Source organism: Sphingomonas sp., assembly GCF_031372575.1.
GTDB lineage: Bacteria > Pseudomonadota > Alphaproteobacteria > Sphingomonadales > Sphingomonadaceae > Sphingomicrobium.
Window position 1 is genome coordinate 98,765 of the sequence record NZ_JANMLM010000058.1, and the last position, 25,940, is coordinate 124,704.

General features: G+C 64.2%; 26 protein-coding genes. 13 read left to right on the forward strand and 13 right to left on the reverse strand.

Annotated elements, in window-relative coordinates; translation table 11 throughout:
• Window positions 1-4: 4 nt before the first annotated feature.
• The 3 genes from coaE to RMN73_RS05150 are packed head-to-tail and all read right to left on the reverse strand — an operon-like array spanning window position 5 to window position 1,982.
• On the reverse strand, window positions 5-598 hold the full coding sequence (gene coaE / locus RMN73_RS05140; RefSeq protein ID WP_309602237.1) for a dephospho-CoA kinase: 594 nt from the start codon (window positions 596-598) through the stop codon (window positions 5-7).
• The gene (locus RMN73_RS05145) at window positions 595-1,401 is read right to left on the reverse strand and encodes a shikimate dehydrogenase (RefSeq protein ID WP_309602238.1); all 807 of its coding nucleotides are present in this window, start codon (window positions 1,399-1,401) and stop codon (window positions 595-597) included. Before RMN73_RS05145 ends, coaE begins: the two co-directional genes overlap by 4 nt.
• Window positions 1,398-1,982 (reverse strand): Maf family protein, encoded by a 585-nt coding sequence (locus RMN73_RS05150; RefSeq protein ID WP_309602239.1) that lies wholly within the window; start codon window positions 1,980-1,982, stop codon window positions 1,398-1,400. The genes RMN73_RS05145 and RMN73_RS05150 overlap by 4 nt, the downstream gene beginning before the upstream one ends.
• 325 nt (window positions 1,983-2,307) lie before the next feature.
• Here RMN73_RS05150 and hemE point away from each other — a divergent pair, with 325 nt between their 5' ends.
• From hemE to RMN73_RS05200, 10 genes are all read left to right on the forward strand, one after another.
• Window positions 2,308-3,345, forward strand: coding sequence for a uroporphyrinogen decarboxylase (hemE, locus tag RMN73_RS05155; RefSeq protein ID WP_309602240.1), 1,038 nt, complete (start codon window positions 2,308-2,310; stop codon window positions 3,343-3,345).
• Window positions 3,342-3,794: a CopD family protein gene (locus RMN73_RS05160; RefSeq protein ID WP_309602241.1), complete on the forward strand. Its 453-nt coding sequence runs from the start codon at window positions 3,342-3,344 to the stop codon at window positions 3,792-3,794. The genes hemE and RMN73_RS05160 overlap by 4 nt, the downstream gene beginning before the upstream one ends.
• A complete protein-coding gene (locus RMN73_RS05165; protein ID WP_309602242.1) occupies window positions 3,795-4,190 on the forward strand; it encodes a hypothetical protein in 396 nt (131 codons plus the stop codon).
• Between the two features lie 208 nt (window positions 4,191-4,398).
• Window positions 4,399-5,655 (forward strand): transcription termination factor Rho, encoded by a 1,257-nt coding sequence (gene rho, locus RMN73_RS05170; protein WP_309602243.1) that lies wholly within the window; start codon window positions 4,399-4,401, stop codon window positions 5,653-5,655.
• 44 nt (window positions 5,656-5,699) lie between these two features.
• The gene (locus tag RMN73_RS05175; RefSeq protein WP_309602316.1) at window positions 5,700-6,422 is read left to right on the forward strand and encodes a TerC family protein; all 723 of its coding nucleotides are present in this window, start codon (window positions 5,700-5,702) and stop codon (window positions 6,420-6,422) included.
• Window positions 6,423-6,425: 3 nt separating this feature from the next.
• A complete protein-coding gene (mnmE, locus tag RMN73_RS05180; RefSeq protein WP_309602244.1) occupies window positions 6,426-7,721 on the forward strand; it encodes a tRNA uridine-5-carboxymethylaminomethyl(34) synthesis GTPase MnmE in 1,296 nt (431 codons plus the stop codon).
• A gap of 54 nt (window positions 7,722-7,775) precedes the next feature.
• The gene (mnmG, locus tag RMN73_RS05185) at window positions 7,776-9,452 is read left to right on the forward strand and encodes a tRNA uridine-5-carboxymethylaminomethyl(34) synthesis enzyme MnmG (protein WP_309602245.1); all 1,677 of its coding nucleotides are present in this window, start codon (window positions 7,776-7,778) and stop codon (window positions 9,450-9,452) included.
• A complete protein-coding gene (gene rsmG, locus RMN73_RS05190; RefSeq protein WP_309602246.1) occupies window positions 9,449-10,075 on the forward strand; it encodes a 16S rRNA (guanine(527)-N(7))-methyltransferase RsmG in 627 nt (208 codons plus the stop codon). Before mnmG ends, rsmG begins: the two co-directional genes overlap by 4 nt.
• Complete coding sequence (locus RMN73_RS05195; RefSeq protein ID WP_309602247.1) at window positions 10,075-10,863, forward strand: ParA family protein; 789 nt, start codon at window positions 10,075-10,077, stop codon at window positions 10,861-10,863. The genes rsmG and RMN73_RS05195 overlap by 1 nt, the downstream gene beginning before the upstream one ends.
• A complete protein-coding gene (locus RMN73_RS05200; protein WP_309602248.1) occupies window positions 10,860-11,750 on the forward strand; it encodes a ParB/RepB/Spo0J family partition protein in 891 nt (296 codons plus the stop codon). Before RMN73_RS05195 ends, RMN73_RS05200 begins: the two co-directional genes overlap by 4 nt.
• Here the strand turns inward: RMN73_RS05200 and holA are convergent.
• The 4 genes from holA to RMN73_RS05220 all read right to left on the reverse strand — a co-directional run bounded on the left by holA (window position 11,747) and on the right by RMN73_RS05220 (window position 16,318).
• On the reverse strand, window positions 11,747-12,766 hold the full coding sequence (gene holA, locus RMN73_RS05205; RefSeq protein ID WP_309602249.1) for a DNA polymerase III subunit delta: 1,020 nt from the start codon (window positions 12,764-12,766) through the stop codon (window positions 11,747-11,749). The genes RMN73_RS05200 and holA overlap by 4 nt on opposite strands.
• Before the next feature lie 10 nt (window positions 12,767-12,776).
• Complete coding sequence (gene lptE / locus RMN73_RS05210) at window positions 12,777-13,277, reverse strand: LPS assembly lipoprotein LptE (RefSeq protein ID WP_309602250.1); 501 nt, start codon at window positions 13,275-13,277, stop codon at window positions 12,777-12,779.
• The gene (leuS, locus tag RMN73_RS05215; protein ID WP_309602317.1) at window positions 13,274-15,799 is read right to left on the reverse strand and encodes a leucine--tRNA ligase; all 2,526 of its coding nucleotides are present in this window, start codon (window positions 15,797-15,799) and stop codon (window positions 13,274-13,276) included. Before leuS ends, lptE begins: the two co-directional genes overlap by 4 nt.
• Window positions 15,800-15,886: 87 nt before the next feature.
• Window positions 15,887-16,318, reverse strand: coding sequence for a DUF3576 domain-containing protein (locus tag RMN73_RS05220; RefSeq protein WP_309602251.1), 432 nt, complete (start codon window positions 16,316-16,318; stop codon window positions 15,887-15,889).
• A gap of 259 nt (window positions 16,319-16,577) precedes the next feature.
• On the opposite strand from RMN73_RS05220, the gene RMN73_RS05225 reads away from it, so the two are divergent.
• Entirely contained in the window at window positions 16,578-17,237 is a 660-nt protein-coding gene (locus tag RMN73_RS05225; RefSeq protein WP_309602252.1) for a hypothetical protein, read from the forward strand.
• Window positions 17,238-17,248: 11 nt separating this feature from the next.
• On the forward strand, window positions 17,249-17,902 hold the full coding sequence (locus tag RMN73_RS05230; RefSeq protein WP_309602253.1) for a YggS family pyridoxal phosphate-dependent enzyme: 654 nt from the start codon (window positions 17,249-17,251) through the stop codon (window positions 17,900-17,902).
• Here RMN73_RS05230 and ribA read toward each other — a convergent pair.
• The 4 genes from ribA to RMN73_RS05250 all read right to left on the reverse strand — a co-directional run bounded on the left by ribA (window position 17,899) and on the right by RMN73_RS05250 (window position 23,014).
• Window positions 17,899-18,924, reverse strand: coding sequence for a GTP cyclohydrolase II (gene ribA / locus RMN73_RS05235; protein WP_309602254.1), 1,026 nt, complete (start codon window positions 18,922-18,924; stop codon window positions 17,899-17,901). The two genes, RMN73_RS05230 and ribA, sit on opposite strands and share 4 nt — an antisense overlap.
• Window positions 18,921-19,703, reverse strand: coding sequence for an exodeoxyribonuclease III (xth, locus tag RMN73_RS05240; protein ID WP_309602318.1), 783 nt, complete (start codon window positions 19,701-19,703; stop codon window positions 18,921-18,923). Before xth ends, ribA begins: the two co-directional genes overlap by 4 nt.
• Window positions 19,704-19,940: 237 nt before the next feature.
• The gene (locus RMN73_RS05245; protein WP_309602255.1) at window positions 19,941-20,564 is read right to left on the reverse strand and encodes an outer membrane lipoprotein carrier protein LolA; all 624 of its coding nucleotides are present in this window, start codon (window positions 20,562-20,564) and stop codon (window positions 19,941-19,943) included.
• 116 nt (window positions 20,565-20,680) lie between these two features.
• Window positions 20,681-23,014: a DNA translocase FtsK 4TM domain-containing protein gene (locus RMN73_RS05250; RefSeq protein WP_405051533.1), complete on the reverse strand. Its 2,334-nt coding sequence runs from the start codon at window positions 23,012-23,014 to the stop codon at window positions 20,681-20,683.
• Window positions 23,015-23,139: 125 nt separating this feature from the next.
• On the opposite strand from RMN73_RS05250, the gene RMN73_RS05255 reads away from it, so the two are divergent.
• Complete coding sequence (locus tag RMN73_RS05255) at window positions 23,140-24,360, forward strand: FAD-dependent monooxygenase (protein WP_309602256.1); 1,221 nt, start codon at window positions 23,140-23,142, stop codon at window positions 24,358-24,360.
• Here RMN73_RS05255 and RMN73_RS05260 read toward each other — a convergent pair whose 3' ends face one another.
• Both RMN73_RS05260 and RMN73_RS05265 read right to left on the reverse strand, forming a co-directional pair.
• Window positions 24,361-24,984, reverse strand: coding sequence for an LON peptidase substrate-binding domain-containing protein (locus RMN73_RS05260; RefSeq protein WP_309602257.1), 624 nt, complete (start codon window positions 24,982-24,984; stop codon window positions 24,361-24,363).
• Window positions 24,981-25,886 carry a tetratricopeptide repeat protein gene (locus tag RMN73_RS05265; protein WP_309602258.1) on the reverse strand — a complete coding sequence of 302 codons (906 nt, stop codon included), beginning with the start codon at window positions 25,884-25,886 and terminating at the stop codon, window positions 24,981-24,983. The genes RMN73_RS05260 and RMN73_RS05265 overlap by 4 nt, the downstream gene beginning before the upstream one ends.
• Between the last annotated feature and the right edge of the window lie 54 nt (window positions 25,887-25,940).

Sequence of the window (25,940 nt, forward strand, 5' to 3'; positions counted from 1 at the left end):
CGCTTTATCGGCCAGTGGCGAGGCCGAGGCAAGCGAGGATCTTGTCCAGCTGGGTGCGGGTTTGCTTGAGGCTGCCGCCGGTGTCGATGACGAAGTCGGCGCGTTCGCGCTTGATCGCATCAGCGGTCTGGCGACGGAGGATCTGGTCGAACTTGGCCGGCGTCATCCCGGCACGCGTAAGAACGCGGGCGCGCTGCACGGCGGGCGGGGCAGAGACGACAATCACTTTGTCGAATGCAGCCTGGCCATTGGTTTCGAACAATAAGGGAATGTCGAACAGCAAGGCCGGGGCGGCGCGATGATCCTCGATGAAACGCGCGCGCCGATCGACGACGGCGGGGTGGACGATCATCTCCAGCGCGGCGAGCTGATCCCGATCACCGAGCACGCGCGCCGACAGCAGGTCGCGATCAACCGCGCCGCCAATCGTGGTGCCAGGGAAACGGGCCTCGATCGCTTCGACCAGGCTGCCGCCAAAGCCTTGCATCGCGCGCACTTCGGCGTCGGCGTCGAAGACAGGAATAGCCGCCTCGGCAGCCATTGCGGCAACGGTCGACTTGCCCATGCCGATCGAGCCAGTGAGTGCGATCTTGATCATGCGCGCAGCATCGCAAACAATAACGCATCGCGGTCACGCGGCGGTTTCTGCCCGAACAGCAATTCAAAGCTGCCAGCGGCTTGTTCGACCAGTACGCAGAGGCCGTCGATCGTCGTGAGGCCGCGCGCCGCAGCGGCACTCAGCAATGGCGTTGGCAAGGGCGCGCTGACCAAATCGAGTACCCAGCCATCGGCGGGCATGGTCGATAGGTCGATATGGATCGGTGCGATCCCTGCCATGCCAAGCGGTGTGGCATTGATCAGCCCCCTGCTGTCAATCGGTGAATTGAACGGTCGCGGTCCTTCGCCAAGGCCAAACTCGACGCATAAAGACGTCGCTTCGGCCATGTCGCGCGCCTGCAGCCGCACCCCGACCGACCCGAGCAACTTGAGCGCGAGCAATATTGCGCGCGCGGCCCCGCCATTGCCAAGGACGATGACACTGTCGAGGGCGAGCGGCGCAAGCAGGTTCCGCACCGCACCGACGTCGGTGTTCGCCGCCACCAATTTGCCATCTCGCAGGGTTAGCAAATTGGCCGCCCCGGTGGCCGTGGCGCGATCGGTCGGATCGTCGGCAGCGAATAACGCGTCGAGCTTCAATGGCATGGTGACATTGCAGCCACGCCAGGCCGGATCTGCTCGGCGGTTGGCAAGATAGGCTTTGAAGTCGGCACGGGTGACGCGGGTGGCGCGATAGTCGGCTTTGATTTCCAATACATCGAGCCAGAAACGATGAATCGCTGGCGATTTCGACTGCACGATCGGGTCGCCGATCACCTCGGCATAAGGGACAGCTGACGTCATGCCGCCACCAGTCCCCGGTCGCGCAACGCGCCGAGCAAGGGCAGCAATGGCATGCCCAGGATTGTGAAATAATCGCCCTCGACCCGGCTGAACAAGGTCACGCCACGGCCTTCCAACCGAAACACCCCGACGCAATATGACACCGCCGGCCACTCTGCCTCGAGGTAGGTGTGGATGAAATCGTCCGACAACAAGCGGATGTGCAGCGTTGCTTGCGCCGCTTGCGACCAATCAACCCTGCCATCTTTCGCCAACGCGGCCGCGCTGGTCAGCCGCATTTTCTTGCCCGAAAAGAAACGCAGATGGGCGACAGCGTCATCGCGGCCGGTCGGCTTGTCGAACCGCCGGCCATCGACACTCACCAGCGAATCGCCGCCGATCACCCAGTTTTGCAAGGAGCGGCGACTGGTTTCGATCGCTTTCGCTTCCGCCAGCGCGAGCGCAAGCGCGGGATCGTCACCGCCATGCACCGCCTTGACCGCCGTTTCGTCGATGTCCGCAGGATCGACCGTCACTGCGACCCCGGCGGCACCGAGCATCGCCAGCCGAATCGAACTTCCCGATGCAAGGATCAACGTCATGATAATTGGGTAACCCTGTGGATAAATCGGTTAGTCGCGTAGCGGCTGAAGTGGGGATGGTCCAACCCCCGTCGCTATCCCGTTTTGCCCGAAAAGGACTCACAATCGGCCCACAAGTGCCTCGCTGGAGCGACACATCTGTGAATCATGGGAATGGTTGATTGCGACTCGGCGGAACTGCGCGATTCGCAGGCATTGCCCATCTGTTGGCAAATGCTGGACGGTCGCTTAAGCCCCGTTGCCAAGCGACCTACTAACAACTCCAATCTTAGATTCTATTATATAATATATAAGGAGAAAGAGGGTGACGCCCTCGCTCGAACCCATGACAGATTTTGTCGACAAGCCATTGCTCGCCGTGCTCCGCGGAGAACGACGCGATCCCGCTCCGATGTGGCTGATGCGCCAGGCCGGGCGATATTTGCCCGAGTATCGCGCCTTGCGGGCCGAAAAGGGCGGTTTCCTCGACTTGGTCTATGATCCGCCGTCGGCTGCCGAAGTGACGATCCAGCCGTTGCGGCGATTCCCGCTCGACGGCGCGATCCTGTTCTCGGACATTTTGATCATCCCTTATGCGATGGGGCAGGATTTGTGGTTCGAGACTGGCGAAGGTCCGCGCCTTGCGCCCAAGATGACCGAGGCGCGGATCGAAGATTTGAAACCGCAGCTCGATCGGCTCGATCCCATTTACGAGACGGTGCGGCTGGTGAAGGCGCAATTGTCGCCTGAAACGACGTTCCTGGGATTCGCCGGCAGCCCGTGGACCGTCGCAACCTACATGATCGCGGGGCAAGGCAGCCGCGAGCAGGCCGAAGCGCGGCGTCTGGCCTATGCTGATCCCGCCAAGATGGACATGATCCTCGACATGATCGCCAGCATGACGGTCGATTATTTGTCGGGTCAGATCGAGGCCGGGGTAGAAGCGGTGCAATTGTTCGATAGCTGGGCGGGAAGCCTTGCGCCGGCCCAGTTCGAACGGTTCGTGATTGCCCGCAACGCGTGGATCGTCAGCGAATTGAAGAAGCGCCATCCAACCGTCCCGATCATTGGCTTCCCCAAGGGCGCGGGCGGCAAGATTGGCGCTTATGTGCGCGAAACCGGGGTCGATGCGGTCGGGATCGACGAGACGGTCGATCCGGTCTGGGCCCATCGCGAGCTTCCCGCCGGGCTTCCCGTGCAGGGCAATCTCGACCCGCTGGTGCTGATCGCCGGGGGCGAGCCGATGCGCGAGGCCGCCCATCGCCTGCTTGACGCGCTCAGCGACCGGCCGCACATCTTCAATCTTGGCCATGGTATTTCGCAGGACACCCCGATCGAGCAAGTCGAACAACTGGTCGAGCTGGTCAGGAGCCGCGACAGATGAGTGACGCCGCCGGTTTCCTCGGGGCGGCCTATTTGTGGGTCAAGGCCGCGCATGTCACCTTCGTCATCTTCTGGATGGCCGGGCTGTTCCTGTTGCCTCGATTCTACGTCTATCATCATGCCACCACGCCGGGATCGGCCGAGGATCGCGCCTGGATCGAGCGCGAGGACCGGACGCGGACAATCATCCTGATGCCGGCGATGTTGATTGTATGGGCGCTTGGGCTGCTGCTGGCGGCCCATCTCGATGTGTTCCGCGCACCATGGTTCATTGCCAAGTTCGCGATCGTGGCCGCGCTGACCGGCTATCAGGGGTGGATTTCGGCTTATGGCAAGAAGCTCGCCAAGGGCATGCGCCCGCTCGAGAATCGGACGTTGCGGATCATGAACGAGATTCCGGGGGTCGCCGCAGCATTGATTGTGGTGCTGGTTATCGTCCGCCCGTTCTAGATGGGGCAAGCGCCGCTCATTACGGGCGCATTGGCGATCCTGTGGCTGGCCTGTTTCTATCTACTCGGGCTTGGACTGTTGATCCTGATCAACCGTGAACGCGCCCATCGCTTCCTTGCTGCCTTCGCTCAGACGACCCGCGCCAACTGGATCGAGTCCCTGCTGCGGATGGTGGTCGGAATAGCTTTAGTAATTGCTGCGCCGGTCCTCGATCATTCGGCCCTTGCGCGCTTGTTTGGCACTTTCCTGGCGGGCACTGCTTTGCTGTTCGTCCTGCTTCCCGGTCTCCATCAACGCTTTGCTGCTCCGGCTGTCGCGTGGGCGGCGCCATTCCTGCCCGTGCTGGGCGTTGCGTCTATCGCAATGGCGCTTATGCTAGGCCTTTACCTCGCCTGATCGCCGAAGTGCTCTATCTTGAAGACGAACCGCGTCCTTCCCCATATTGACTAAATCAGGGGCCACACCTAGTGCCGCCGCATAGCGCGCGCTGGCCGGTTCCTCCCCTTTGCCGGTGTGCCAACTCCTTCGCGGCGTCCTGCCGCTGGCGTACCACTTCCAACTGTCGCGTAACCATCGTCGCGTAGCCCAACCGAAAAGCACCATCATGCATCTCAAGGATCTCAAGAAAAACACCCCCGCCGAACTGGTCGCGATGGCCGAGGAAATGGGCATTGAGGGCGCGTCGACCCTGCGCAAGCAGGATTTGATGTTCTCGATTCTCAAGGTGCGCGCCGAGGCCGGGGCCGAGATCATGGGCATGGGCACGATCGAGGTGTTGAATGACGGCTTCGGCTTCCTGCGCAGCCCAGAGGCCAATTATCTGGCCGGCCCGGATGATATTTACGTGGTCCCCAACCTTGTCCGCAAGTTTGGGCTCCGCACTGGCGATACGGTCGAAGGCGAAATCCGCGGCCCCAAGGATGGTGAGCGTTATTTCGCGCTGACCCGCGTCACCCAGATCAACTTCGACGATCCCGATGCTGTTCGCCATCGGGTCAATTTCGACAATCTGACCCCGCTTTATCCCGACAAGAAGCTCACCCTCGACAGCGCCGATCCGACCCAGAAGGACAAGAGCGCTCGGGTGATCGACATCGTCTCGCCGCAGGGCAAGGGCCAGCGCGCATTGATCGTCGCGCCGCCGCGCACCGGCAAGACCGTGCTGCTGCAGAATATCGCCAAAGCGATCACCGACAATCATCCCGAAGTGTTCCTGATCGTGCTGCTGATCGACGAGCGGCCCGAGGAAGTCACCGACATGCAACGCTCGGTCAACGGCGAGGTCATCAGCTCGACCTTCGACGAGCCGGCATCGCGCCACGTCCAGGTCGCTGAAATGGTGATCGAGAAGGCCAAAAGGCTGGTCGAGCATAAGAAGGATGTCGTCATCCTGCTCGATTCGATCACCCGTCTTGGCCGCGCTTACAACACCGTTGTCCCGAGCTCGGGCAAGGTGCTGACCGGCGGCGTCGATGCCAATGCATTGCAGCGTCCCAAGCGCTTCTTCGGGGCCGCGCGCAATATCGAGGAAGGCGGATCGCTGTCGATCATCGCTACCGCGCTGATCGATACCGGATCGAAGATGGACGAAGTCATCTTCGAAGAGTTCAAGGGCACTGGCAACTCGGAAATCGTGCTCGACCGAAAGGTCAGCGACAAGCGCATCTTCCCATCGCTTGACGTCGGCAAGTCGGGCACCCGCAAGGAAGAATTGCTGGTCGATCCTGCGACCCTCAGCAAGATGTGGGTGCTGCGCCGCATTCTGATGCAGATGGGCACGATCGACGCGATGCAGTTCCTGCTCGACAAGATGAAGGACGCCAAGTCCAACGAGGACTTTTTCGCCAGCATGAACCAATAAACAGAATCGATCGTTTCGACCGTCGAACCTGATCTGGGATTATGATGATTGACCTGATGATGGCTGCTTCGGCAGCGACCAGCGCCGGCCTTGGTGGCCCGGCACAAATGTGGGCGGCGATCGTCCATGATTTCGCTAACATCACCGAGCCGGCCGCCTTTGCCGCCTTCATGCAGGTGTTGATGATCGACCTGGTGCTGGCGGGCGATAATGCTATCGTGGTTGGGGCGCTCGCCGCGGGCCTCCCGGCCGAGCAGCGCAAGAAGGTCATCCTGATCGGGGTCATCGCCGCGCTCGTGCTGCGGGTCTTTTTTGCGTTGATCGTAACTCAATTGCTTCAGGTCGTTGGCCTGATCCTAGCTGGCGGCGTGTTGCTGCTGTGGGTGGCGTGGAAGATGTGGCGCGAACTCAAGCATGACGGCGAAAGCGCCGGATCGCCCGAGATCGAGGGCGACGAGCATAGTGGCATTCCCTCCGCCAAGAGCTTTGCCGGGGCCGCTTGGGCGGTCGCCGTAGCCGACGTCAGCATGAGCCTCGACAACGTGCTCGCGGTGGCGGGTGCGGCGCGCGATCATCCCGGCATCATGATCGTCGGCCTGATCGTCGCGGTCGCCCTAATGGGCCTCGCCGCCAATGTGATCGCCAAATATATCGAGCGCTACCGCTGGATCGCTTATGTCGGCCTCGTGGTGATCCTCTACGTCGCTGGCAAGATGATGTGGGAGGGGTGGCAAGATGTCGCCCCGGCGCTCGGCTTCGTCGCGTAGGCGGTGAGCCGGACGGAGGGCCTGACCGACACGATCTTCGCATTGTCGAGCGGTCGGCCGCCGTGCGCGGTGGCGGTGATCAGGAGCAGCGGGCCGGATGCTTTTGCGGCGGCCGAGGTGTTGTGCGGGCCACTGCCGGTGGCGCGGCGAGTCGTACTGCGAGCATCATATGATGGGGATGAGCTGATCGACCAATGCCTGGTGTTGCGGTTCGACGGGCCAGCGTCGGCGACGGGTGAGAATGTCGTTGAATATCAATGCCATGGGGGTCAGGCAGTGGTCGACGCGATGCTCGCCGCGCTTGGCAGATTGCCCAGGATGCGCGCTGCGGAGCCGGGCGAATTCACGCGCCGCGCATTTGCCAACGGGCGGATCGACCTGACCGAAGCGGAAGGGCTCGCCGACCTGCTCGAAGCCGAGACCGAATCGCAACGGCGCGCGGCAATGCGCAATGCCGACGGCGGGCTCCGGCGGCAGGTCGAGGCGTGGCGCGAGGCGGTGGTGATACTGTCGGCGCGGGCCGAGGCGGCGATCGATTATGTCGGCGACGAGGAGGAGACAGCGGCGGATGAGCGCAGGCTGGCGGGGGAAGCGCTGGCGCTGGCCGACGAGCTTGCCGCGTGGCTTGCCCGACCGCGAACCGAGGCGCTGAAGGACGGTGTGCGAGTCGTCGCGGCCGGACCACCGAATGTCGGAAAATCAAGCATTATCAATGCCTTGACAGGTGTTGATCGGGCAATTGTGACGTCAGTTGCGGGGACCACGCGTGACGTCATTGAAGTGCCGCTGGCGATTGGCGGGATCCCGTTCGTGCTGGTCGATACGGCTGGGCTTCGACCCAGTGACGATGAAGTCGAGCAGATCGGGGTCAGGCGGGCGGCGGCAGAGGCAGAACGCGCGGATATCCTGTTGTGGCTAGGCGAGCCTGCAGATGCGCCCGATCACGGCCGAATGATCCCGGTCCACGCCCGCGCCGATTTGCCCGAGCGCGGCGCGGCACCGATAGGGTCGATCGCAGTTTCCTCGACATTGGGAACGGGACTTTCGCACTTGGTTGACCGGCTGATGATTGAAGCCCGAGCGATCATTCCTGCCGAAGGTGACCTATCGCTCAATCGGCGCCAGGCCGACTGTCTGGCCGTGGCTGAATCGGCGCTGGGCGATGCGGCGAGCGGCCAGATCGAAATTGTTGCAGACGCGCTTCGCCGGGCGCGCGAAGCCTTTGATCGGATGACGGGACGATCGGGGGTGGAGGATATGCTCGACGCGCTGTTCGGGCGATTCTGCCTCGGCAAGTGATGTTCCACGTGAAACATCTGCAATTCCCGTCGGATATCGTCTAAGGCGACTGTCATGTTCGACATATTGGTCATTGGCGCGGGTCACGCGGGGTGCGAAGCCGCCGCCGCGGCGGCACGTCGTGGCGCGCGCGTCGGGCTGATCACCTTCCGCGCAGAGGACATTGGCCAGATGAGCTGCAACCCGTCGATCGGCGGCGTCGGCAAGGGCCATCTTGTGCGCGAACTCGACGTGTTCGACGGCCTGATGGCGCGCGCGGCGGACCAGGCCGCGATCCATCGGCGGATGCTCAACCGCAGCAAGGGAAGCGCGGTGCATGGACCGCGTGTCCAAGCCGACCGGGCGCTGTACCAGGCCGCGATGCAGGCGGCGATGCGGGCGACCGGGTTAACGATTATCGTCGGCGAAGCGGAGGAAGTGCTGATCGGCGGTGGTCGTGTGTCCGGACTGCGGCTTTCGGGCGGTCAAGAGATTAAGGCCAGTGCGATTGTGATCGCGACCGGCACCTTCCTCGACGCGAAACTGTTTTGCGGGATGCAGCAGGTCGCTGGCGGGCGCCGCGATGAACGAGCGGCAGTCCCGCTTGCGCATCAGCTACGCGAATGGGGCGTTGCACAGGGTCGACTCAAGACCGGGACACCGCCGCGCCTAGATGGGCGGACGATCGACTGGGCCAGGCTTGCACCGCAGCCGAGTGACGTCGAAGCATGGTCGATGTCGGCATTGCCGTTGCACGACGGGCCGCCGCAGCTGGCTTGCGCGATCACCCGCACCAACGCCGCAACCCACGAGCTGATCGCAGCGAACTTTGACCGGTCGCCATTGTTCGCCGGGGCGATCGAGGGGCGGGGGCCGCGTTACTGTCCGTCGATCGAGGACAAGATCCGTCGGTTCGGCGACCGTGACGGTCACCAGATTTTCCTCGAGCCCGAGGGGCTGACTAGCGCATTGGTCTATCCAAACGGGATCAGCACTTCGCTTCCTGCGGATGTTCAGCAGCGCTTCGTCAACAGTATTGACGGGCTTGAGCGGGCGCGGATCATAAGGCCGGGCTATGCGGTCGACTATGAATATGCCGATGCGCGCAAATTGGGAACGACGCTGGAACATTCATCCGTACCTGGCTTGTTCCTTTCCGGGCAGATTAACGGCACCACCGGTTATGAGGAGGCGGCGTCGCAAGGGCTCGCGGCGGGCCTCAATGCTGCAGCATCCGCGCTTGGGATTGCGCCACATCGCTTCGACCGGCGATCGTCGTACATCGGGGTGATGATCGACGATCTGACCTTGCAGGGCGTCACCGAACCCTATCGAATGATGACCGCGCGGGCCGAATATCGGCTGTCTCTTCGCGCCGACAATGCAACCACGCGGCTTGGTGGTGAGGCGTTGGCGATGGGCATCTCGACCGAGCGTCAGCGCCAGATCGAGGCGCATCTTGTTGACCGGGCAGGACCAGACTGGGCGGCTACTGCGGAAGGCCAAGCGGATGAAATGTACGCGCCTTATGTCGAGCGACAGGATCGCGAATGGGCAGCGTTGCATCGCGACCGGACGATTCGGATTCCGGCGGCGCTCGACTTTGCGACCGTAGCGGGCCTGTCGAACGAGTCCGTCGAGCGATTGAGCGCGGCGCGCCCCGAGACGATCGACCAGGCGTCGCGAATCGCGGGGATTACGCCGGCTGCGCTCGCTGTGTTGCACTTTGCTTCGGTGCGCCGCGCGGCATGAGTGATGTCGTCGCCGAACTACTGGGTAGAGATGTTTCACGTGAAACATTGGCGATGCTCGAGCGGTTCGCTGATTTCCTGATCGCCGAGAATCAGGTGCAGAATCTGATTTCCAAATCGACCGAAGCCGATTTGTGGGCGCGGCATTTCGCCGATGCGGCGCAATTGATCGGTTACGCACCCGAAGACGCATCGTGGATTGACGTCGGATCGGGGGCGGGGTTGCCGGGACTGATTATCGCGATAATCACCGGCGCGCCGGTGACGCTAGTCGAGCCGCGGCGGTTGCGGGCGGACTTTCTGAAACGGGCATCGGCCGAGCTGGGACTCGACAATGTCACAGTGCTTCAGGCGAAGGGTGAAGCGGTGCCGCGCGCCCGCTACGGCGTTATTACGGCGCGCGCGGTCGCCTCGGTCGATCGGCTGTTCGCGATGACGGCGCATTTGTCACATGGTGGGACAATCTGGGTCTTGCCCAAAGGGCGAAGCGCGAAATGGGAACTGGATGAAGCCCGCAAGTCATGGCAGGGTGCGTTCAGGCTCGAACCGAGCCGGACTGATCCAGACGCGCGGATACTCATCGCTTCGGGGGTGCGACGAGTGAGCAGGGCGAGGGGAAAGTAATGATCAGAATCGTCGTCGCCAATCAAAAGGGCGGAGTGGGCAAGACCACCACCGCGATCAACCTGGCCACCGCGCTCGCAGCGATCGGCTGGAATGTGCTGCTGGTCGATCTCGATCCGCAGGGCAATGCCTCGACCGGGCTCGGCGTCGGACATGAGGCGCGCAAGACGTCGAGCTATGACGTGCTGATCGGGCGCTCCTCGGTGGTTGATGCAGCCGTGACGACGCGGGTGCCGCGGCTCGACCTGGTTCCTGCGACGGTTGATCTGTCGGGGGCGGAGATCGAGCTAGTCGACATGGACCAGCGCACGCATAGACTGACCAATGCGCTCGACGCCGCGCCCGCTGGGCGGTGGGACGTGTGCCTGATCGATTGCCCGCCGTCGCTCGGGCTGCTGACCTTGAACGCCATGGTCGCAGCGCAGCAGTTGCTGGTGCCGCTGCAGTGCGAATTCTTTGCGCTCGAGGGGCTGTCGCAATTGCTCCAGACGGTCGAGCGGGTGCGGGTGTCGTTCAATCCGTCGCTGGCGATATTGGGGGTCGCGCTGACGATGTTCGATCGGCGCAACAATCTGTCGGCGCAGGTCGCCGATGATGTCCGCGCGTGCCTCGGCGTGGCGGTGTTCGAGACGGTGATCCCGCGCAACGTGCGCCTGTCCGAAGCCCCAAGCCACGGCTTGCCGGCATTGATTTACGACCTCAAATGCCCGGGATCGGAAGCCTATATCCGGCTCGCGCGCGAAGTGATGGCGCGATTGCGAATCCAGACCGAAGCGGTGGCGGCATGAGCGATCCAAAGAAGCATGGTCTGGGGCGCGGACTAAGCGCCTTGCTGGGCGATGCGACGCGGCTGGTCGATGCAGCAGCGGCCGAGGGGCAGGCGTCGGGGGTGCAGTCGATCGCGGTGGCGCGGATCCGCCCCAACCCCGACCAGCCGCGCAAGCATTTCGACGAGGATAGCCTGGCCGAATTGGCGGAATCGATTGCGCGCCACGGCGTGTTGCAGCCGATTTTGGTGCGGAGCGTCGGTGACGGGTTCGAGATTATTGCCGGCGAGCGGCGCTGGCGGGCAGCGCAAAAGGCGCAGGTCCACACGATTCCGGCGCTGATCCGGGCGGACGATGAATCGTCGAACGCCGAGATTGCGCTGATCGAGAATATCCAGCGCCAGGATCTCAACGCGATCGAGGAGGCTGAGGGCTATCGCGCGTTGATCGCCAATCATGGTCACGGGCAGGATGCGGCCGCGAAACTGGTCGGCAAGTCGCGCAGCCATGTCGCTAACTTATTGAGATTGTTGAGCTTACCGCCGATGGTCCAGCAAATGCTAATGCGGGGCGATCTCACTATGGGGCATGCGCGCGCGGTCGCCAATGCCGAAGAACCCGAATTATTAGCGAAGAAAATCGTCGCCGGCGGACTCAGCGTCCGGCAGGCCGAGCAATTGGCCAAGCAGGTCCGTCCCGGCGCGGGGAGCGACATCGGGCGGGCATCGGCGCGCAACAATCGCCCGGTCGATGCCGATTTGGCGGCGCTCGAGCGGCAATTGGGCGATCTGCTCGGATTGAAGGTGAAGGTCAGCCACGTCGGCGCGGGCGGGACGGTCAGCCTGGCTTATTCGAGCCTCGACCAGCTCGACATGATCTGCCAGCGTCTGTCCGGCGAGCCAATCTAGCGCCGTCTGCCAGCGGCGCGCGCGATCGTCAGCAATTCCTCGCCCAGCGCAGCGATCGGCGGCTCGTCGGTCAGCATGGCGGCACGCTCGACCGCCGCAGCACGCTCCATCGCCTGCGCGATCCGCTCGGCATTCCAATTGGTAAGCAGCCGCTGCATTAGCGGTTTGTCCTTCCAGAACAATGACTTGCCCATTGACGCCATGACGCCATCAACGCGCTCGCCCTGCTCGACCTTGGCGCGCAACGGGGCAATCTGGACCAAGCGGCGCTGGAGCGCGCGGACGACCGGGATGGTCTCACCGGGCACCAAGGCGGCGCGGTCGAACTCCTCGATCAGCTCGCCCGTATCACCGGCCAAGGCGAGATCGCCCAGCCGCATCAGATTGCCGTCAGCCGAATCGGCGCCGAGCAGGTCGATCACCTCGTTCGACAAATCGCGCGGACGATCGGGCGCGGCGTCGAGGAAGATCGCAAACTTGGCCAATTCCTGCGCGACGATCGCGAGATTATTGCCGCACGCTGCCGCGAGGCGCGAGGCGACATCGCGCTCGATGCGCAAACCCTCGCTGCGGCCCGCGCTTATTACCATCTGGTCGGCATCGCGGCCCTCGGGAACGTAAGAGATCATCGCCACCGCGCTGCGGTGCCCCTCGGCCAGTTTGAGCAGCCCCGATGTCTTGCGCAGCGCCCCCGCAATGGCGATCACCGGGCTTTCGACCGACGCGCCGTCGAGCACGCTGGCGACCCCGTCGGCAATTTCCTCACCAGCCGGTTCGATCCAGATCGCGCGCGGCCCGCCAAACAAGGCCATCGCGCTGGCTTCGTCGGCCAGCACCGCCGGATCGGCCTTGATCGCAGCAGCGGAAATGGCGAATTTCTCCGCCCCCAGCGCGCCGATCAAGCGAATCGCTAGATGCCGCGATCCGGCGTCGTCGGGGCCGTAGAACAAGTAGAAACGAACCGCCGGATCGGGCTTGTCCACCGCCCGCGCCGCCTGCGCCGGAGCGATCTTCATCGCGGCGCTGTCATCGTGCGGGGGCGGTGCGGGCGATGAACAAGGCCAGTCGCGAGACAATCTGGTCGGCGACCACCCCGGTCAGTCGCTCAAGCGCGGTCTGCTCGGCAGCGATGGTGGCATATTGCGAAGAGACAACGTCGATCCCCGCGTCTGAACCCGCCGTGGCATCGAGTACGACCGCGCCGGTCGACAGGTCGATCAGCCGATAGCGGGCACGCAACGTGCGCCGTTCGCGGGTGGTGGCGCGGTCACCGCGAATGCCGAAGCCGGTGATATTGTCGTCGAGCTCGACATCGAGGCGATAAGCGGCCGTAGCGTTCGACTCGCCGCCAAGCTTGCTGACCAGGGCATTGCGCACCAGCCAGCCGCCCTTGCCGGGGATATTCTGCACCTGGATCGAGCGCAGCGAGGTGGCGACCGTCCCGCTCGCCCCACCGGCGTACATCGGTTGGAGCCCGCAGGCGGTGAGCGTGGCGAGACCAAAGGCGAGGAACAGGGTGCGGATCATGCGACGATATTGACCAGCCGGTCGGGAACTACAATCACCTTGCGTGGGCTTGCACCCGCCAGTTGCGCCTGCACCTTGGGCGAGGCAAGCGCGAGCGCCTCGACCGCGTCCTTGGCCATGCCGCGCGCGACCGACACGGTGTCGCGCAATTTGCCGTTGACCTGGATCGCCAGCGTCACCGTTTCGTCGACCAGCAAGGCGGGGTCGTGACTTGGCCAGGCGGCGTCGGCGATCATCCCGCTTTCGCCGCGTTTGGCCCAGGCTTCCTCGGCGAGATGCGGCGCGCCCGGCGCGACGAGCAGCAACAACGTACGGATCGCCTCGTCGCGGGTGGCGGAGGGCCTGGCCTTCTCGATCGCGCTGGTCAGCTCGTAGAGCGCGGCGACCGATTTGTTGAACTGCAGCCCGTCGATCGCTTCGCCAACAGCGAAAATCGCGCGGTGGAGTTTGCGCTGGAGGGCGCCGTCTTCGCCCTGATTGCCCGCCGGGGCAATGGCGAGGCGCCACACCCGCTGGACGAAGCGCGCCGCGCCCTCGATCCCGCTTTCGGACCATTCGAGATCGCGCTCGGGGGGCGAATCGCTGAGCATGAACCAGCGCACCGCGTCGGCGCCATAGCGGTCGAGGATCGGCTCGGGATCGATCGTGTTCTTCTTCGACTTGGACATTTTCTCGATCCGGCCGCGGGTCACCCCGCCACCGCTCGCGCTCTCGACAATCGCGCCTCCATCGCCAATCTTGATCTCGCTTGGCGTGAGCCAGCGGCCGTCGGCGCTCTGATACGTTTCGTGGGTGACCATTCCTTGCGTGAACAGCCCGGCGAACGGTTCCTTGACCGACAGCATCCCGATCCGTTCGAGCGCGCGGGTCCAGAAGCGGGCGTAGAGCAAGTGGAGGATCGCATGCTCGACCCCGCCGATATATTGGCCGACCGGAAGCCACGCCTCGGCCTCCGCGCGGTCGAACGGCCGGTCCTTGGGCTGGCTGGCGAAGCGGATGAAATACCAGCTGGAATCGACAAACGTGTCGAGCGTGTCGGTCTCGCGCCGCGCTTTGCCGCCACACGTTGGGCAAGCGACCAGCCGCCATGAATCGTGACGATCGAGCGGGTTGCCGGGCAATTCGAAGCTGACATCCTCGGGCAGCACGATCGGCAGTTGATCGCGCGGCACCCCGACCGGGCCGCAGGTGTCGCAATGGATGATCGGGATCGGCGTACCCCAGTAACGCTGGCGGCTGACGCCCCAGTCGCGCAGGCGATATTGGGTCTTGCCCTTGCCCCAGCCAGCGGTTTCGGCGCGCTTGATGATCTCGGCGGAGGCGTCGGCGCTGGTCAGGCCATCGAGGAAGCCGGAATTGACCGCGACCCCCGCGCCAGTCTCGGCCTCGACCAACGGCGAGTCCGCCCCGCTGGCGTCGGCGGCGACCACGCGGCGGATCGGCAATTTATATTTGGTTGCGAATTCATAATCGCGGACGTCGTGCGCGGGAACCCCGAATAGCGCCCCGGTACCATAATCCATCAACACGAAATTGGCGATCCAAACCGGCAATTTGCGCGTCGGATCGAGCGGATGGATGACTTCGAGTTTGGTGTCATAGCCAAGCTTTTCGGCGGTCTCGATCTCGGCCGCCGTCGTGCCCCCAGCGCGCGCCTTGACCAGGAACTCGGCAACCTTTGGGTCCTGCGCCGCCAGCGCTTCGGCGATTGGATGTCCCGGCGAAAGTGCAACAAAGCTGGCGCCGAAGATCGTGTCAGGACGGGTGGTGAAGACCTCGACATCGCAGGCATTGGTGCCCGGCACGTCGCCCGCCAGACGGAAGCAGAATTGCAGCCCCTGACTCTTGCCGATCCAATTTTCCTGCATCAGCCGAACCTTGTCGGGCCAATCGTCGAGGTGGCTCAGCCCGTGCAGCAATTCTTCGGCGAAGTCGGTGATTTTGAGGAACCACTGGCTGAGTTTCTTGCGGACCACCGGCGCGCCCGATCGCCAGCCCTTGCCGTCGATTACCTGCTCATTGGCGAGCACCGTCATGTCGACCGGGTCCCAATTGACCTCGCTTTCCTTGCGGTAAACCAGCCCCGCCGACATCAAATCGAGGAACAGCGCCTGCTCATGGCCGTAATAATCGGGCTCGCAGGTGGCTAATTCACGGCTCCAGTCGAGCGCAAAGCCGATCCGTTTCAATTGCCCGCGCATCGCCGCAATATTCTCGCGGGTCCACGCGCCGGGATGAACCTTTTTCTCCATCGCCGCATTTTCGGCCGGCATGCCGAATGCGTCCCAGCCCATCGGGTGAAGCACTTCGAAGCCCTGCATGCGGCGGAACCGGGCGAGCACGTCGCCCATCGTGTAATTGCGGACATGGCCCATGTGAATCCGCCCCGAGGGGTAGGGAAACATTTCGAGCACATAGCTTTTGGGCTTGGGGCTGGCGCTGTCAGCGACGAAACTTTGCGCCGCATCCCATGCCGACTGCCAGCGCACGTCGGCTGCCCCGGCGTCGAAGCGGTCGGTCAATGCTTTATCGTTGTGGTCCACCATGCCCCGTCCCTAAGCAACCGCCACGCGCCTGCACAGGGGGGGTGGACTAGAAAATCCTACTGCTTAGCCGACGCTGGCGCGGCGCAGGTCGCGGGCGCGGGTCAAGATGATGTCTTCCAGTTTCTGCACCGTGGCTGCAGCGACCGGGGCGTCGACCCAAGTGCCATTCTGGTTGATCTGGCGGCTGGCGGCGACTCGAAGCGCATCGGCGCGCAAATCCTGGTCGAGGATCGAAATGGTCAGCTTGATCCGCTCCCCGGGGTTAGTCGGGCTGGCGTACCAGTCGGTGACGATCACCCCGCCGTTCGAATCGGCCTGAAGCAGGGGCGCGAACGATACGGTGTCGATCGCTGCCTTCCACAGATAGGCATTGACCCCGATCGACGTCATCCGCGACGGTGCCATCCGGCTGGGAAGTTCCTTGTTGCGCGCACACGCCGACGCGCCAAGCGCGAGCGATGCAATGAGAACGGCGGTGACGGGCAAGCGGGACATGGCGCTTCCTAGCGTTTGGGGGTGGGTCGTTAGCTCGGCGTTATAGATGCTCCGGCCCCCTCCGCAAGCGCCAAGCACAGCCTGACCGGGCGTTCATCTGCGCGACAGCATTGTAACCTTAGCGCAACAGACGGAAGTTAAGTGTGCCCCTCCATTGGAACTATCGCCCGCAAAGAGCTATATCCCACTGGTAAGGAGTCGTTTTCACGTGGCGCATCGGGTTAAGCAGATTGGGATGTGGGCAGGCGCGTTGAGCGCTGTGGCTCTGCTCGTCTTGCCCGCCGTCGCCGCGACCCGGCCCGAGGCCAAGCGCCCGCCGGCGATTTCGTTGTCATTCGATCGGGTCGGAAGTTTCACGCCGGCCACCGCCGATCCCAAGCTGGCGGCGGCGTTTGCCAATCGCGGCAATGCCTTGGCCGACTTCAAATTCACCCCCGCCGCGCCCAAGGGACGTCCGTCGCAAGTCCGCGTCGCGATCCGCGCCCGCGCCGAGCCTAATGCGCGCCAAGGCGATGCGTTGGCCTCGACCGTCGGCCTGGTCACGCCGGCAAGTTACAACCTCGGCATGTCGGTCGGTTGGCGCCGGTTCGCGGTCACGGGCGATGTCGCCCGGGTCCGCACCATCGGCCTTGCCGCTGGTGGCAAGGAATCAGCCGTGGTCGGGCTCAATTATTCGCTCAACAAGCGGATCACTGGCCGGGTCGCCGCGCTCGCCGAGCGCAGCGATGGCAGCCAGGCTCCTGCGCTTGGCCGTGACAAGGCGTTCGCGCTCGATGTGGGCGGCGCCTATGCGCTGAGCCGCTCGGTCGCGCTGACCGGGGGCGTTCGCTACAAGGTCGATCGCGAGCGCGAATCAGCGCTCAAGGACGACCGTCGCGATAGCCAAGCGGTTTACGTCGGCACTGCCTTCAAATTCTAACTGCTGACCGGGTGAACGACCTCGCCACCGTGCGCGATCATATCGCCGCGTCGGCCAAGCTTGCGCGCCGCCCGCTGGCCGAAATCACCCTGATCGCGGTGTCCAAGACCCGCAGTGTTGTGCAGATCGAGTCGCTGATTGCCGCCGGGCAGCGCGATTTCGGTGAAAACCGAGTGCAGGAGGCGGCCGAGAAGTGGCCCGCTCTGCGCGCTGCCTATCCCGACGTGCGGCTGCACATGATCGGCCAACTACAATCGAACAAGGCGACGGACGCGGTGGCGCTGTTCGATATGATCCACTCGCTCGATCGGCGGTCATTGCTCGATGCGTTGTCGGTGGCAGCAACCAAGGCCGGTCGTTTTCCTGCTTGCTTCGTTCAGGTCAATGTCGGGCAGGAGGAGCAGAAGGGCGGAGTCGCCCCGGCCGACCTCGGCGACTTCATCACCGCAGTGCGCGCCTCGCCGCTGCCATTCGCCGGGCTGATGTGCATTCCCCCGGCCGAGCTGGAGCCAGCGCCATTCTTCGCCTTTCTCAGTGAGTTGGCGCGGCGGCATGACGTCGTCGGCAGTTCTGGGGGCCTGTCGATGGGGATGAGCGCGGATTACGAGATCGCCGTGAAGCTTGGCGCGACCCACGTTCGGGTGGGATCGGCACTGTTCAGCTAGGCCAGATGCCCGCTGCGGTCGCGCTTGGTCGCGATATAGTTGGCATTATGCGGGTTGGTCGGCAAATGGTGCGCCACTCGCTCGGCAACCTTGATCCCCGCTGCCTCAAGCCCCGCGACCTTGGCCGGATTATTGGTTAGCAGCCGCACCTCGCTTGCGCCCAATGCGCGCAGCATCGCCGCCGCGCTGCCATAATCGCGCTCGTCGTCCGCAAACCCCAGCCGGCGGTTGGCATCGACTGTGTCGAGCCCGCGATCCTGCAGCGCATAAGCGCGAATCTTGTTGGCCAGCCCGATCCCGCGGCCTTCCTGGCGGAGGTAGAGCAAGATTCCGCCGCCGCTTTGCTCGATCAGCCGCAATGCCTCGCGCAATTGCGGGCCGCAGTCGCATTTCAGGCTGCCGAACACGTCGCCGGTCAGGCATTCGCTGTGCAGGCGGACAAGCGGCGGTTTGCCCCCCGGCGCGCCGATCAGCAATGCGACATGCTCGGCGCCGGTGCCATCCTCGCGGAAGGCGACGATCTGGGTGTCGCTGATGCCGTCGATCGGGAGTTTCGCGCGGGCGGCGAGGTGGACAGTCGCGGGGGCGCTGATCAGGTCGGGATCGATCGCCAGTGCAGAGTCGTCTGGCGCGACTTCCCACAGCGCCGGGACCAGCCCTGCCAGCCGCGCCAGCCGCAATCCGGCGGCGGCGGCCCGCGGATCATTGGACGACGTCACGGTCAAAGGGCCCGGGATGATGCGATCGAAATCGCGGCCCGGGTCGGCCAGTGTGCGAACCAGATCGCGTTCCAGCCAGTCGCTCCGCTCGATCCGCACCGGCTGTCCCGGCACCATGTCGCGGCGGTTACCCAGCCCGAGCGCGGCGCCGCGTCCCGCGCTGACGATCAGTGCCGTCGGCTCACTCCGATCAAGCGCCGCATCCTTGGCGGTTTCGATCGACAGCAAGGTCAGCGCCCCGATCTGCACCGGTCGTCCACCGGCCAGAGCGGCGATCGCCTGCTCAAGCGTGGGGTGGTTCAAACCTCGAGCTCGACCACCAGCGGAACATGGTCCGACGGCCGCTCCCACGACCGCACCGGCTCATGCACGACATGCGCCACCGCCTGACCCGCAAGTGTCGGGCTGGCCCACATATGGTCGAGTCGGCGGCCGCGATCATTCTTGGTGAAATCGGGCGATCGGTAGCTCCACCAGGTGAAGCAGCGCTCGGGCGCGGGCACGAATTGCCGGCCAAGGTCGACCCAATCATGCGCTGCCTGCAATTGGCCCAGCGCCTCGATCTCGATCGGGGTATGGCTGACCACGTCGATCAGTGCCTTGTGGCTCCACACGTCGCATTCCAGCGGCGCGACGTTAAAATCGCCGACGATCAAGGTTGGTTCAGCCAGTTTTTCCGACCAGCGCGTCATGCGTTGGATGAAGTCGAGCTTCTGCCCGAACTTTGGGTTGACCGTCCGGTCGGGTACGTCGCCGCCAGCGGGGACATAGACATTCTCGAGCCGGATCCCGCAATCGAGCCGCGCGCCGACATGCCGCGCTTCGCCATTGTCCTGCCAGTCGTGGCGTCCCTCATCATGCAGCGGCACCTTGGAGATGATCGCCACCCCGTGGTGCATCTTTTGCCCGTTGAGCTTGTGGTGGACGTAGCCGAGCCGGCGGAACAGCTCGGCCGGGAACACCGAATCCATCGCCTTGGTTTCCTGCAAGCACAGGATATCGGGCTGTTCGATCTTGAGGAATCGCTCGACAATCGGCAGCCGCGCGCGGACCGAGTTGATGTTCCAGCTGGCAATTTTGATGCGGGTCACGGTGCGGGGCTTAGACCAACTTCGAGCCTGTGTGCCCAAAAAATGAAAGGCCCTCGCTCCGGGGGCATTGGAGCGAGGGCCAACCTGGCGTTCGTCACGCAAGGTGATCACGGACGCTTTGGGTAACAGGGGGAAACCCCAAGCGGATGTCCGCGATCAGCCTCCGGCTTAGTGGACCGCGCCTGACCCGGCGATGAACGGTTTTCCTTTGCTACCCGTTTCGGCGGTTTAACGACCGCGCTTCTTGGGTTCGACAAACGCGAAAGCGCCTTCGCCGACCGCGACATTGTAGCGTTGGTTGTCGAGCTTGACCGTGGTGCGTTTGTTCTGCGCATCGATCGCGGTCCAGCCTTCGAGCAGCAATCCGCCGGGTGACGCCGGACTGCGCACGAAGCCGAGCAGGATGGTCCCGAATTCGGGGCGGCGGGCATCGCGCGCGCGGATCAGGAGCACGCGCGGATCCTTTGTCCCGACGACGGTGGCAATGCGCTGCAAATCCGGCTTGCCCGACAGCAAGACCGACAATGGCGACTTGTCGACCGGCCAGCTCGACTTTTGCCCGACATCATAATCGATGAAGGTCAGGGTCTTGCCATTGCCGACCAGCAGCATGTTCGCGCCGCCGCCATATTCGAAGCGGATCCGCCCCGGCCGCTTGATCTGCAGCGTGCCGCGGATCGAGCGGTTCTTCGAATCGGTTTGAACGAAGTTCGAGGTCATGGTCTGGGTCGCGGCGAGATGCGCTTCGACCTTGACCAGATCGGCATTGGTCGCCGCTGCGGCGGGCCCGGCGAGCATCGCCACGGCGGCCACCGGCGCAAGCGCACGGGCGATCTGGGTCGGAAACGTCATCACATATTCTCCTGAAAGTTGCCGCCTAACTGGCGTTGCAGCCTTGAATGCGGCGTGAACCCAACTGTTCCGTGGGGTTAAGGCTTAGATCGCCCGCCGACCCCGATTCGCCCGCCTCAGATCGGATGCCCCTCGGTGTCGATCAGGACTTCGCGGCGGCCGACGTGGTCGGGGGTGCCGACCAGTCCGTCCTTCTCCATCCGCTCGATCAGCCGCGCCGCGCTGTTATAGCCGATCCGCAATTGGCGCTGGATGTAGCTGGTCGAGGCTTTCTGGCTCTCGGCGACGGTCTGCACCGCCTTGCGATACAGCTGGGTCTCGGCATCTTCCTCGCCGACCGGCTGGCCGTCGAAAATGTAGCCGCCGTCTTCGGGTTCCTCGGTCACTGCCTGGATGTAATCGGGGACGCCCTGCTTGCGCCAATGTTCGGCCACCAGCCGGACTTCGTCGTCGCTGACGAACGGGCCGTGGATGCGCAAAATCTGCTTGCCGCCGGGCATGTACAGCATGTCGCCCTTGCCGAGCAGTTGCTCCGCGCCTTGCTCACCAAGAATCGTCCGGCTGTCGATCTTGCTCGTCACCTGGAAGCTGATCCGGGTCGGCAGATTGGCCTTGATCACCCCGGTGATGACGTCGACCGAGGGGCGCTGGGTGGCCATGATCAGGTGGATCCCCGCCGCGCGCGCCTTTTGGGCCAGCCGCTGGATCAGGAATTCGACCTCCTTGCCGGCGGTCATCATCAGATCGGCGAGCTCGTCGACCACCACCACAATCTGCGGCAGCACGTCATATTCCAGCTCTTCGGTCTCGTAGATCGGCTGGCCGCTGTCGGCGTTATAGCCGGTCTGCACCCGCCGCCCGAGCTGCGCGCCCTTGGCTTTGGCGTCGCGCACCTTCTGGTTGAAGCTCGACAGCTGGCGGACGCCGAGGCTGGCCATCATCCGATAGCGCTCCTCCATCTGCTCGACAGTCCATTTGAGCGCGCGGATCGCCTTGCCGGGCTCGGTCACCACCGGCGCGAGCAAGTGCGGAATATCCTCGTAGACCGATAGTTCGAGCATCTTGGGATCGATCAGGATCATCCGGCATTCGTCGGGCCCCATGCGGTACAGCAAGGACAGGATCATGCAGTTAAGGCCGACCGACTTGCCCGACCCGGTGGTCCCTGCAACCAGCAGATGCGGCATTGGCGCGAGGTCGGCGATGACCGGGTCGCCGGCGATATTCTTGCCCAGAATCAGCGGCAAGCTCATCGCCTGATCCTCGAACGCCTGGCTCCCGATTAGTTCGCGAAGCACCACCGATTCGCGCTTCACGTTGGGCAGCTCGATGCCGATCACGCTGCGCCCGGGGATGGTCGCAACCCGCGCCGACAGCGCTGACATGTTGCGCGCGATATCGTCGGCCAGCTGGATCACGCGGCTCGCCTTGATGCCGCTGGCGGGTTCCAGTTCGTACATCGTCACCACAGGGCCGGGGCGAACCTCGACAATGTCGCCGCGAACGTGGAAATCCTCGAGCACGCTTTCGAGCAAGCGGGCATTGCGCTCCAGCCCGGCGCGATCGATCACATTCTTGCCCGATGCCGGTGGCGGGCTGAGCAAATCGACCGACGGAAGCGCATAATTATCGCCCAGCGCGAGGCTTGCCTGGCCGAGCCCACCCTTGCCCTTGCGCGGGCTAGGCTTGACCGCCGGTGCGATCGCGCGCGACGGCTCGGTCACCGCGACGGTTGGGCGCGATCGCGGCGGGAGTGCGGCGGAATCGCGCGCGTCGCCTCGTTCGACGGTCTTGCGCGGCGGCTTGACCGGGCGATTTTCACCGCGCGCGAACAATCCGCTGAACCAGCCGCGTTCCTCGTCACGAAGGCCCAGCGCGATCCAGCTCAACGCCAGCCCGCCAAGCGCGAGCAAGGCGAGGATGGTCAAATGCAGCGGGCCCTCGATCGCCGGATTGCCGATCAGCGCGATTGCCTTGTCGACCCCGCGCGCTCCCGCCAGCCCGAGCGCGCCGCCCCAGCCCGCCGGAAGCCCTGACACCGCCGACCCGCGCAGCAGGCCCAGTGCGATTCCGACCAGCACGATCCCCAGCACCGACAGCAACAAGGCGCGGCCCAGCCGCCCTGCGCTCTCGCCGCGCATCAGCCGCAGTCCGGCCAACCCGATCACCGGCAGCAACAACACGCAGCCCATCCCGAACAGCATCAGCAACAGGTCGCTCGAATAGGCCCCGACGCTGCCCAGCCAATTGACCGGCGGCCCCCCCGCGGCGGTCGAAAAGCTCGGGTCGACGCTGTCGTGAGTGGCGAGCGCAATTGCCTCGGCGATGCTGGTGCCGAGCAGCAGCGCGCCGATCGTCCGCATGGCCATCATGCGCACCGAATCGCGGAGCTTTTCTCTCCAGTCTGGCCCCAAGTCGCGCTTGCGGGCCCGCTCGGCGGCGGTCGCCATGTCAGTCCCCCGGGTGTTGGTCGGTGCCACAATGCCTTGCCGGGGAGTCGGGGGTCAAGCAGAACAGGCGGCGCGCCGCTCGACGGGGCTTTCAGTGTGGCCCGCTTGCCAGTAATGCGTGGCCCATGACCCGAAGCGACGTGATCATCCTTGGTGGCGGCCTGGTTGGCCTGGCGCTGGCCGCCGCGCTCGATTCGAGCGGACTTTCCTCGACCATCATCGACCCGGTCGACCCTGAAAGCTGGAAAGACGCCAGCTTCGATGGCCGGACCAGCGCGGTCTCTTCCTCGTCGCGGCGGATGTTCGATGCGATCGGCCTGGCGCCGTTCCTGCTCGAGCCGGGCTGCCCGATCCGCTCGATCCGCGTAGCCGACGGGCTGGCGCCGGGCGCGCTGTCGTTCGAACCGCCCGAAGGCGATGACGAGCCGCTCGGCTGGATGCACGAGAATCGTAATTTGCGCCAAGCGCTTCGCGCCCGCGCCGAGGCGGCGAAACTGGTCACCCTTCACTGGCAGTCCAAAGTCACGTCGATCGATCGCGGCGAGCATGGCGTCACGGTCACGCGCGACAGTGGCGAAACCATAACCGCGCCGTTGCTGGTCTCCGCCGAGGGCCGCAATTCGGCGACCCGCGACGCCGCCGGGATCCGCCTTGCCAAGTGGCAATATGATCATGCCGCAATCGTCTCGACCCTCGCCCACGAGCTGCCGCACGACGGCGTGGCGTGGGAGATTTTTTACCCCGGCGGGCCGTTTGCCTTGCTGCCGATGGCCGATGTCGACGGCAGCCACCGTTCGGCCATCGTGTGGTCGGTGTCCAAGGCCGACGCGGTTGGTTTCCTGTCGCTCAGCGACGCGGATTTTGCCGCCGAAGCCAAAGCGGCGATGGGCGGTTTTCTTGGCCCGCTGCGCATGCTCACGCCGCGATCGTCCTACCCGCTCGGTTTCCACCATGCAGCGCGGATTACCGATCGACGGTTGGCCTTGGTCGGGGACAGCGCGCACGCCATTCACCCGATCGCTGGCCAAGGCCTCAACCTCGGCTTCCGTGATGCTGCGGCGCTGGCGCAAGTTCTTGTAGAAGGCGCGCGATTGGGGCTCGACCTTGGCGACCGACAATTGCTCGACCGTTACGAACGCTGGCGCGGGCTGGATATGATGATGGTTGCGATGGCAACAGACGGGCTTTCGCGCTTGTTCGGAATTCCGGGGCGCTTGCCCTCGGCGGTGCGGCGCCTCGGGATGGCGGTGACCAACCGGATCGCGCCGTTGCGAGACCGACTGGCCGCCGAAGCGCGCGGGACGACTGGGGACTTGCCCCTGTTGCTGCGGGGATTGCCGATCTAGCTACTGAACCGTCTGGGTCATGTCCGCGCCGCCCGGGGCCAACCGCTGGAACTGCATCAGTTGCACGACCAGATCGGCGCGTCCGGCGAGTGTGACCTCTTCGAGCAACGCCTGCTTGGCCCCGGCATCGAACGGCGCGACCTGGGCGATGGCGTTGACCAGCATTTCATCGTCGAGCCGACCGACCGCGTCCCAATCGACCGCCAAGCTGAGCGAATCGCCGAACCGCCGCGCCTCGCGTTCGACCTCGGCGCGCTGAATGCTCGACAATGGCTCGGGGTCGTCATCGTCGAACGCGGACGTGTCGATGTCGGCCTGGCGATAGGGGGTGCCGCTATCGGCCTCCGCGATCAGGCGGAAGCGCTGCGAGCCGAGCAGCATAATATTGTAGCGGCCATCGTCCAATTCCTCGACCCCGACCAATTCGCCGACGCAGCCGACCTGGTACAGGCGCGGTGCCTTGTCGTCGGCTGGCTGGATCATTGCGATCCGGCCCGGCCCGGCCATCACATCCTCGACCATCGTGCGATAGCGATCTTCGAAAATGTGCAGCGGCAAATGCGAACGCGGGAACAGGATCGCCCCGGACAGCGGAAACAGCGGCATGCGGGTCGGCTTGCTCATGTAAACAGCAACGCACTGAGCCGCCGCCGGATGCTGCGGCCCCACGGGTCGGCATAACCCGCCGCCTCGAGCATCTGCAGCAACCGCGCCTTGGCCGCGCCCTCGTTCCATGCCGGATCGCGGCCGATGATATTCAGCAATTCCTCCGCCGCACCATCGCGGTTGCCCGACGCCATCATCGCATTGGCAATCGCCAGCCGCGCGTCATGATCGTCGGGGTCGGCCGCGATCCGCGCCTGCTCGGCGGCGATGTCGGCCACCGGCGCGCTTGCCACTTCAAGTGCCGCGCGGGCGCGGGTGATCGCCGGATGCGCCGTCGATTGCTGATCGATCGCGTCGAGCAGGATCCGCGCCTCGTCCGGCTTGCCCTCGGCGATCACCGCGCGAACTAGCCCGCCGATGACCTCGGGATTGGCCGGATCCATGTCATGGATTTGCGCGAAGATTCCAGCGGCGCGGGTCGCATCGCCCTCGGCAAGCACCTGTTCGCCCATCGCGATCAACGGTTCGATCTCGGCTTTCAGGTCTTGCGCCTCGCTCTTCACCGGCAATTGGGCGAGCAATTGATCGAGCGCCTTGGCAATGGCCGCTTCGGTTCGGAACTGGGTGAGATCGGCAACCGGCTGGCCCTGGAACAGGGCATAGACCGTCGGCACCGACTGGATTCTGAATTGCGCGGCGATGATCTTGTCCTCGTCGACGTCGATCCGCTTCAAGATCACGCCCTTGGCGGCATAATCGGCGGCGACCTTGTCTAGGATCGGCGACAATTGCTTGCACGGCCCGCACCAGGTGGCAGTGAACTGAAGCACCACCAGCCCGGTCATCGACGGCGTGATGATGTCGCGCTCGAACCCGGCGATCGCCTCGCGCTCGGCGTCACTCATGGCAAGACTGGCCACTCTTAAAATCTCCTCAGGCGTTGATCGCCGATATGGTCATTCGCCAGTGGCTTG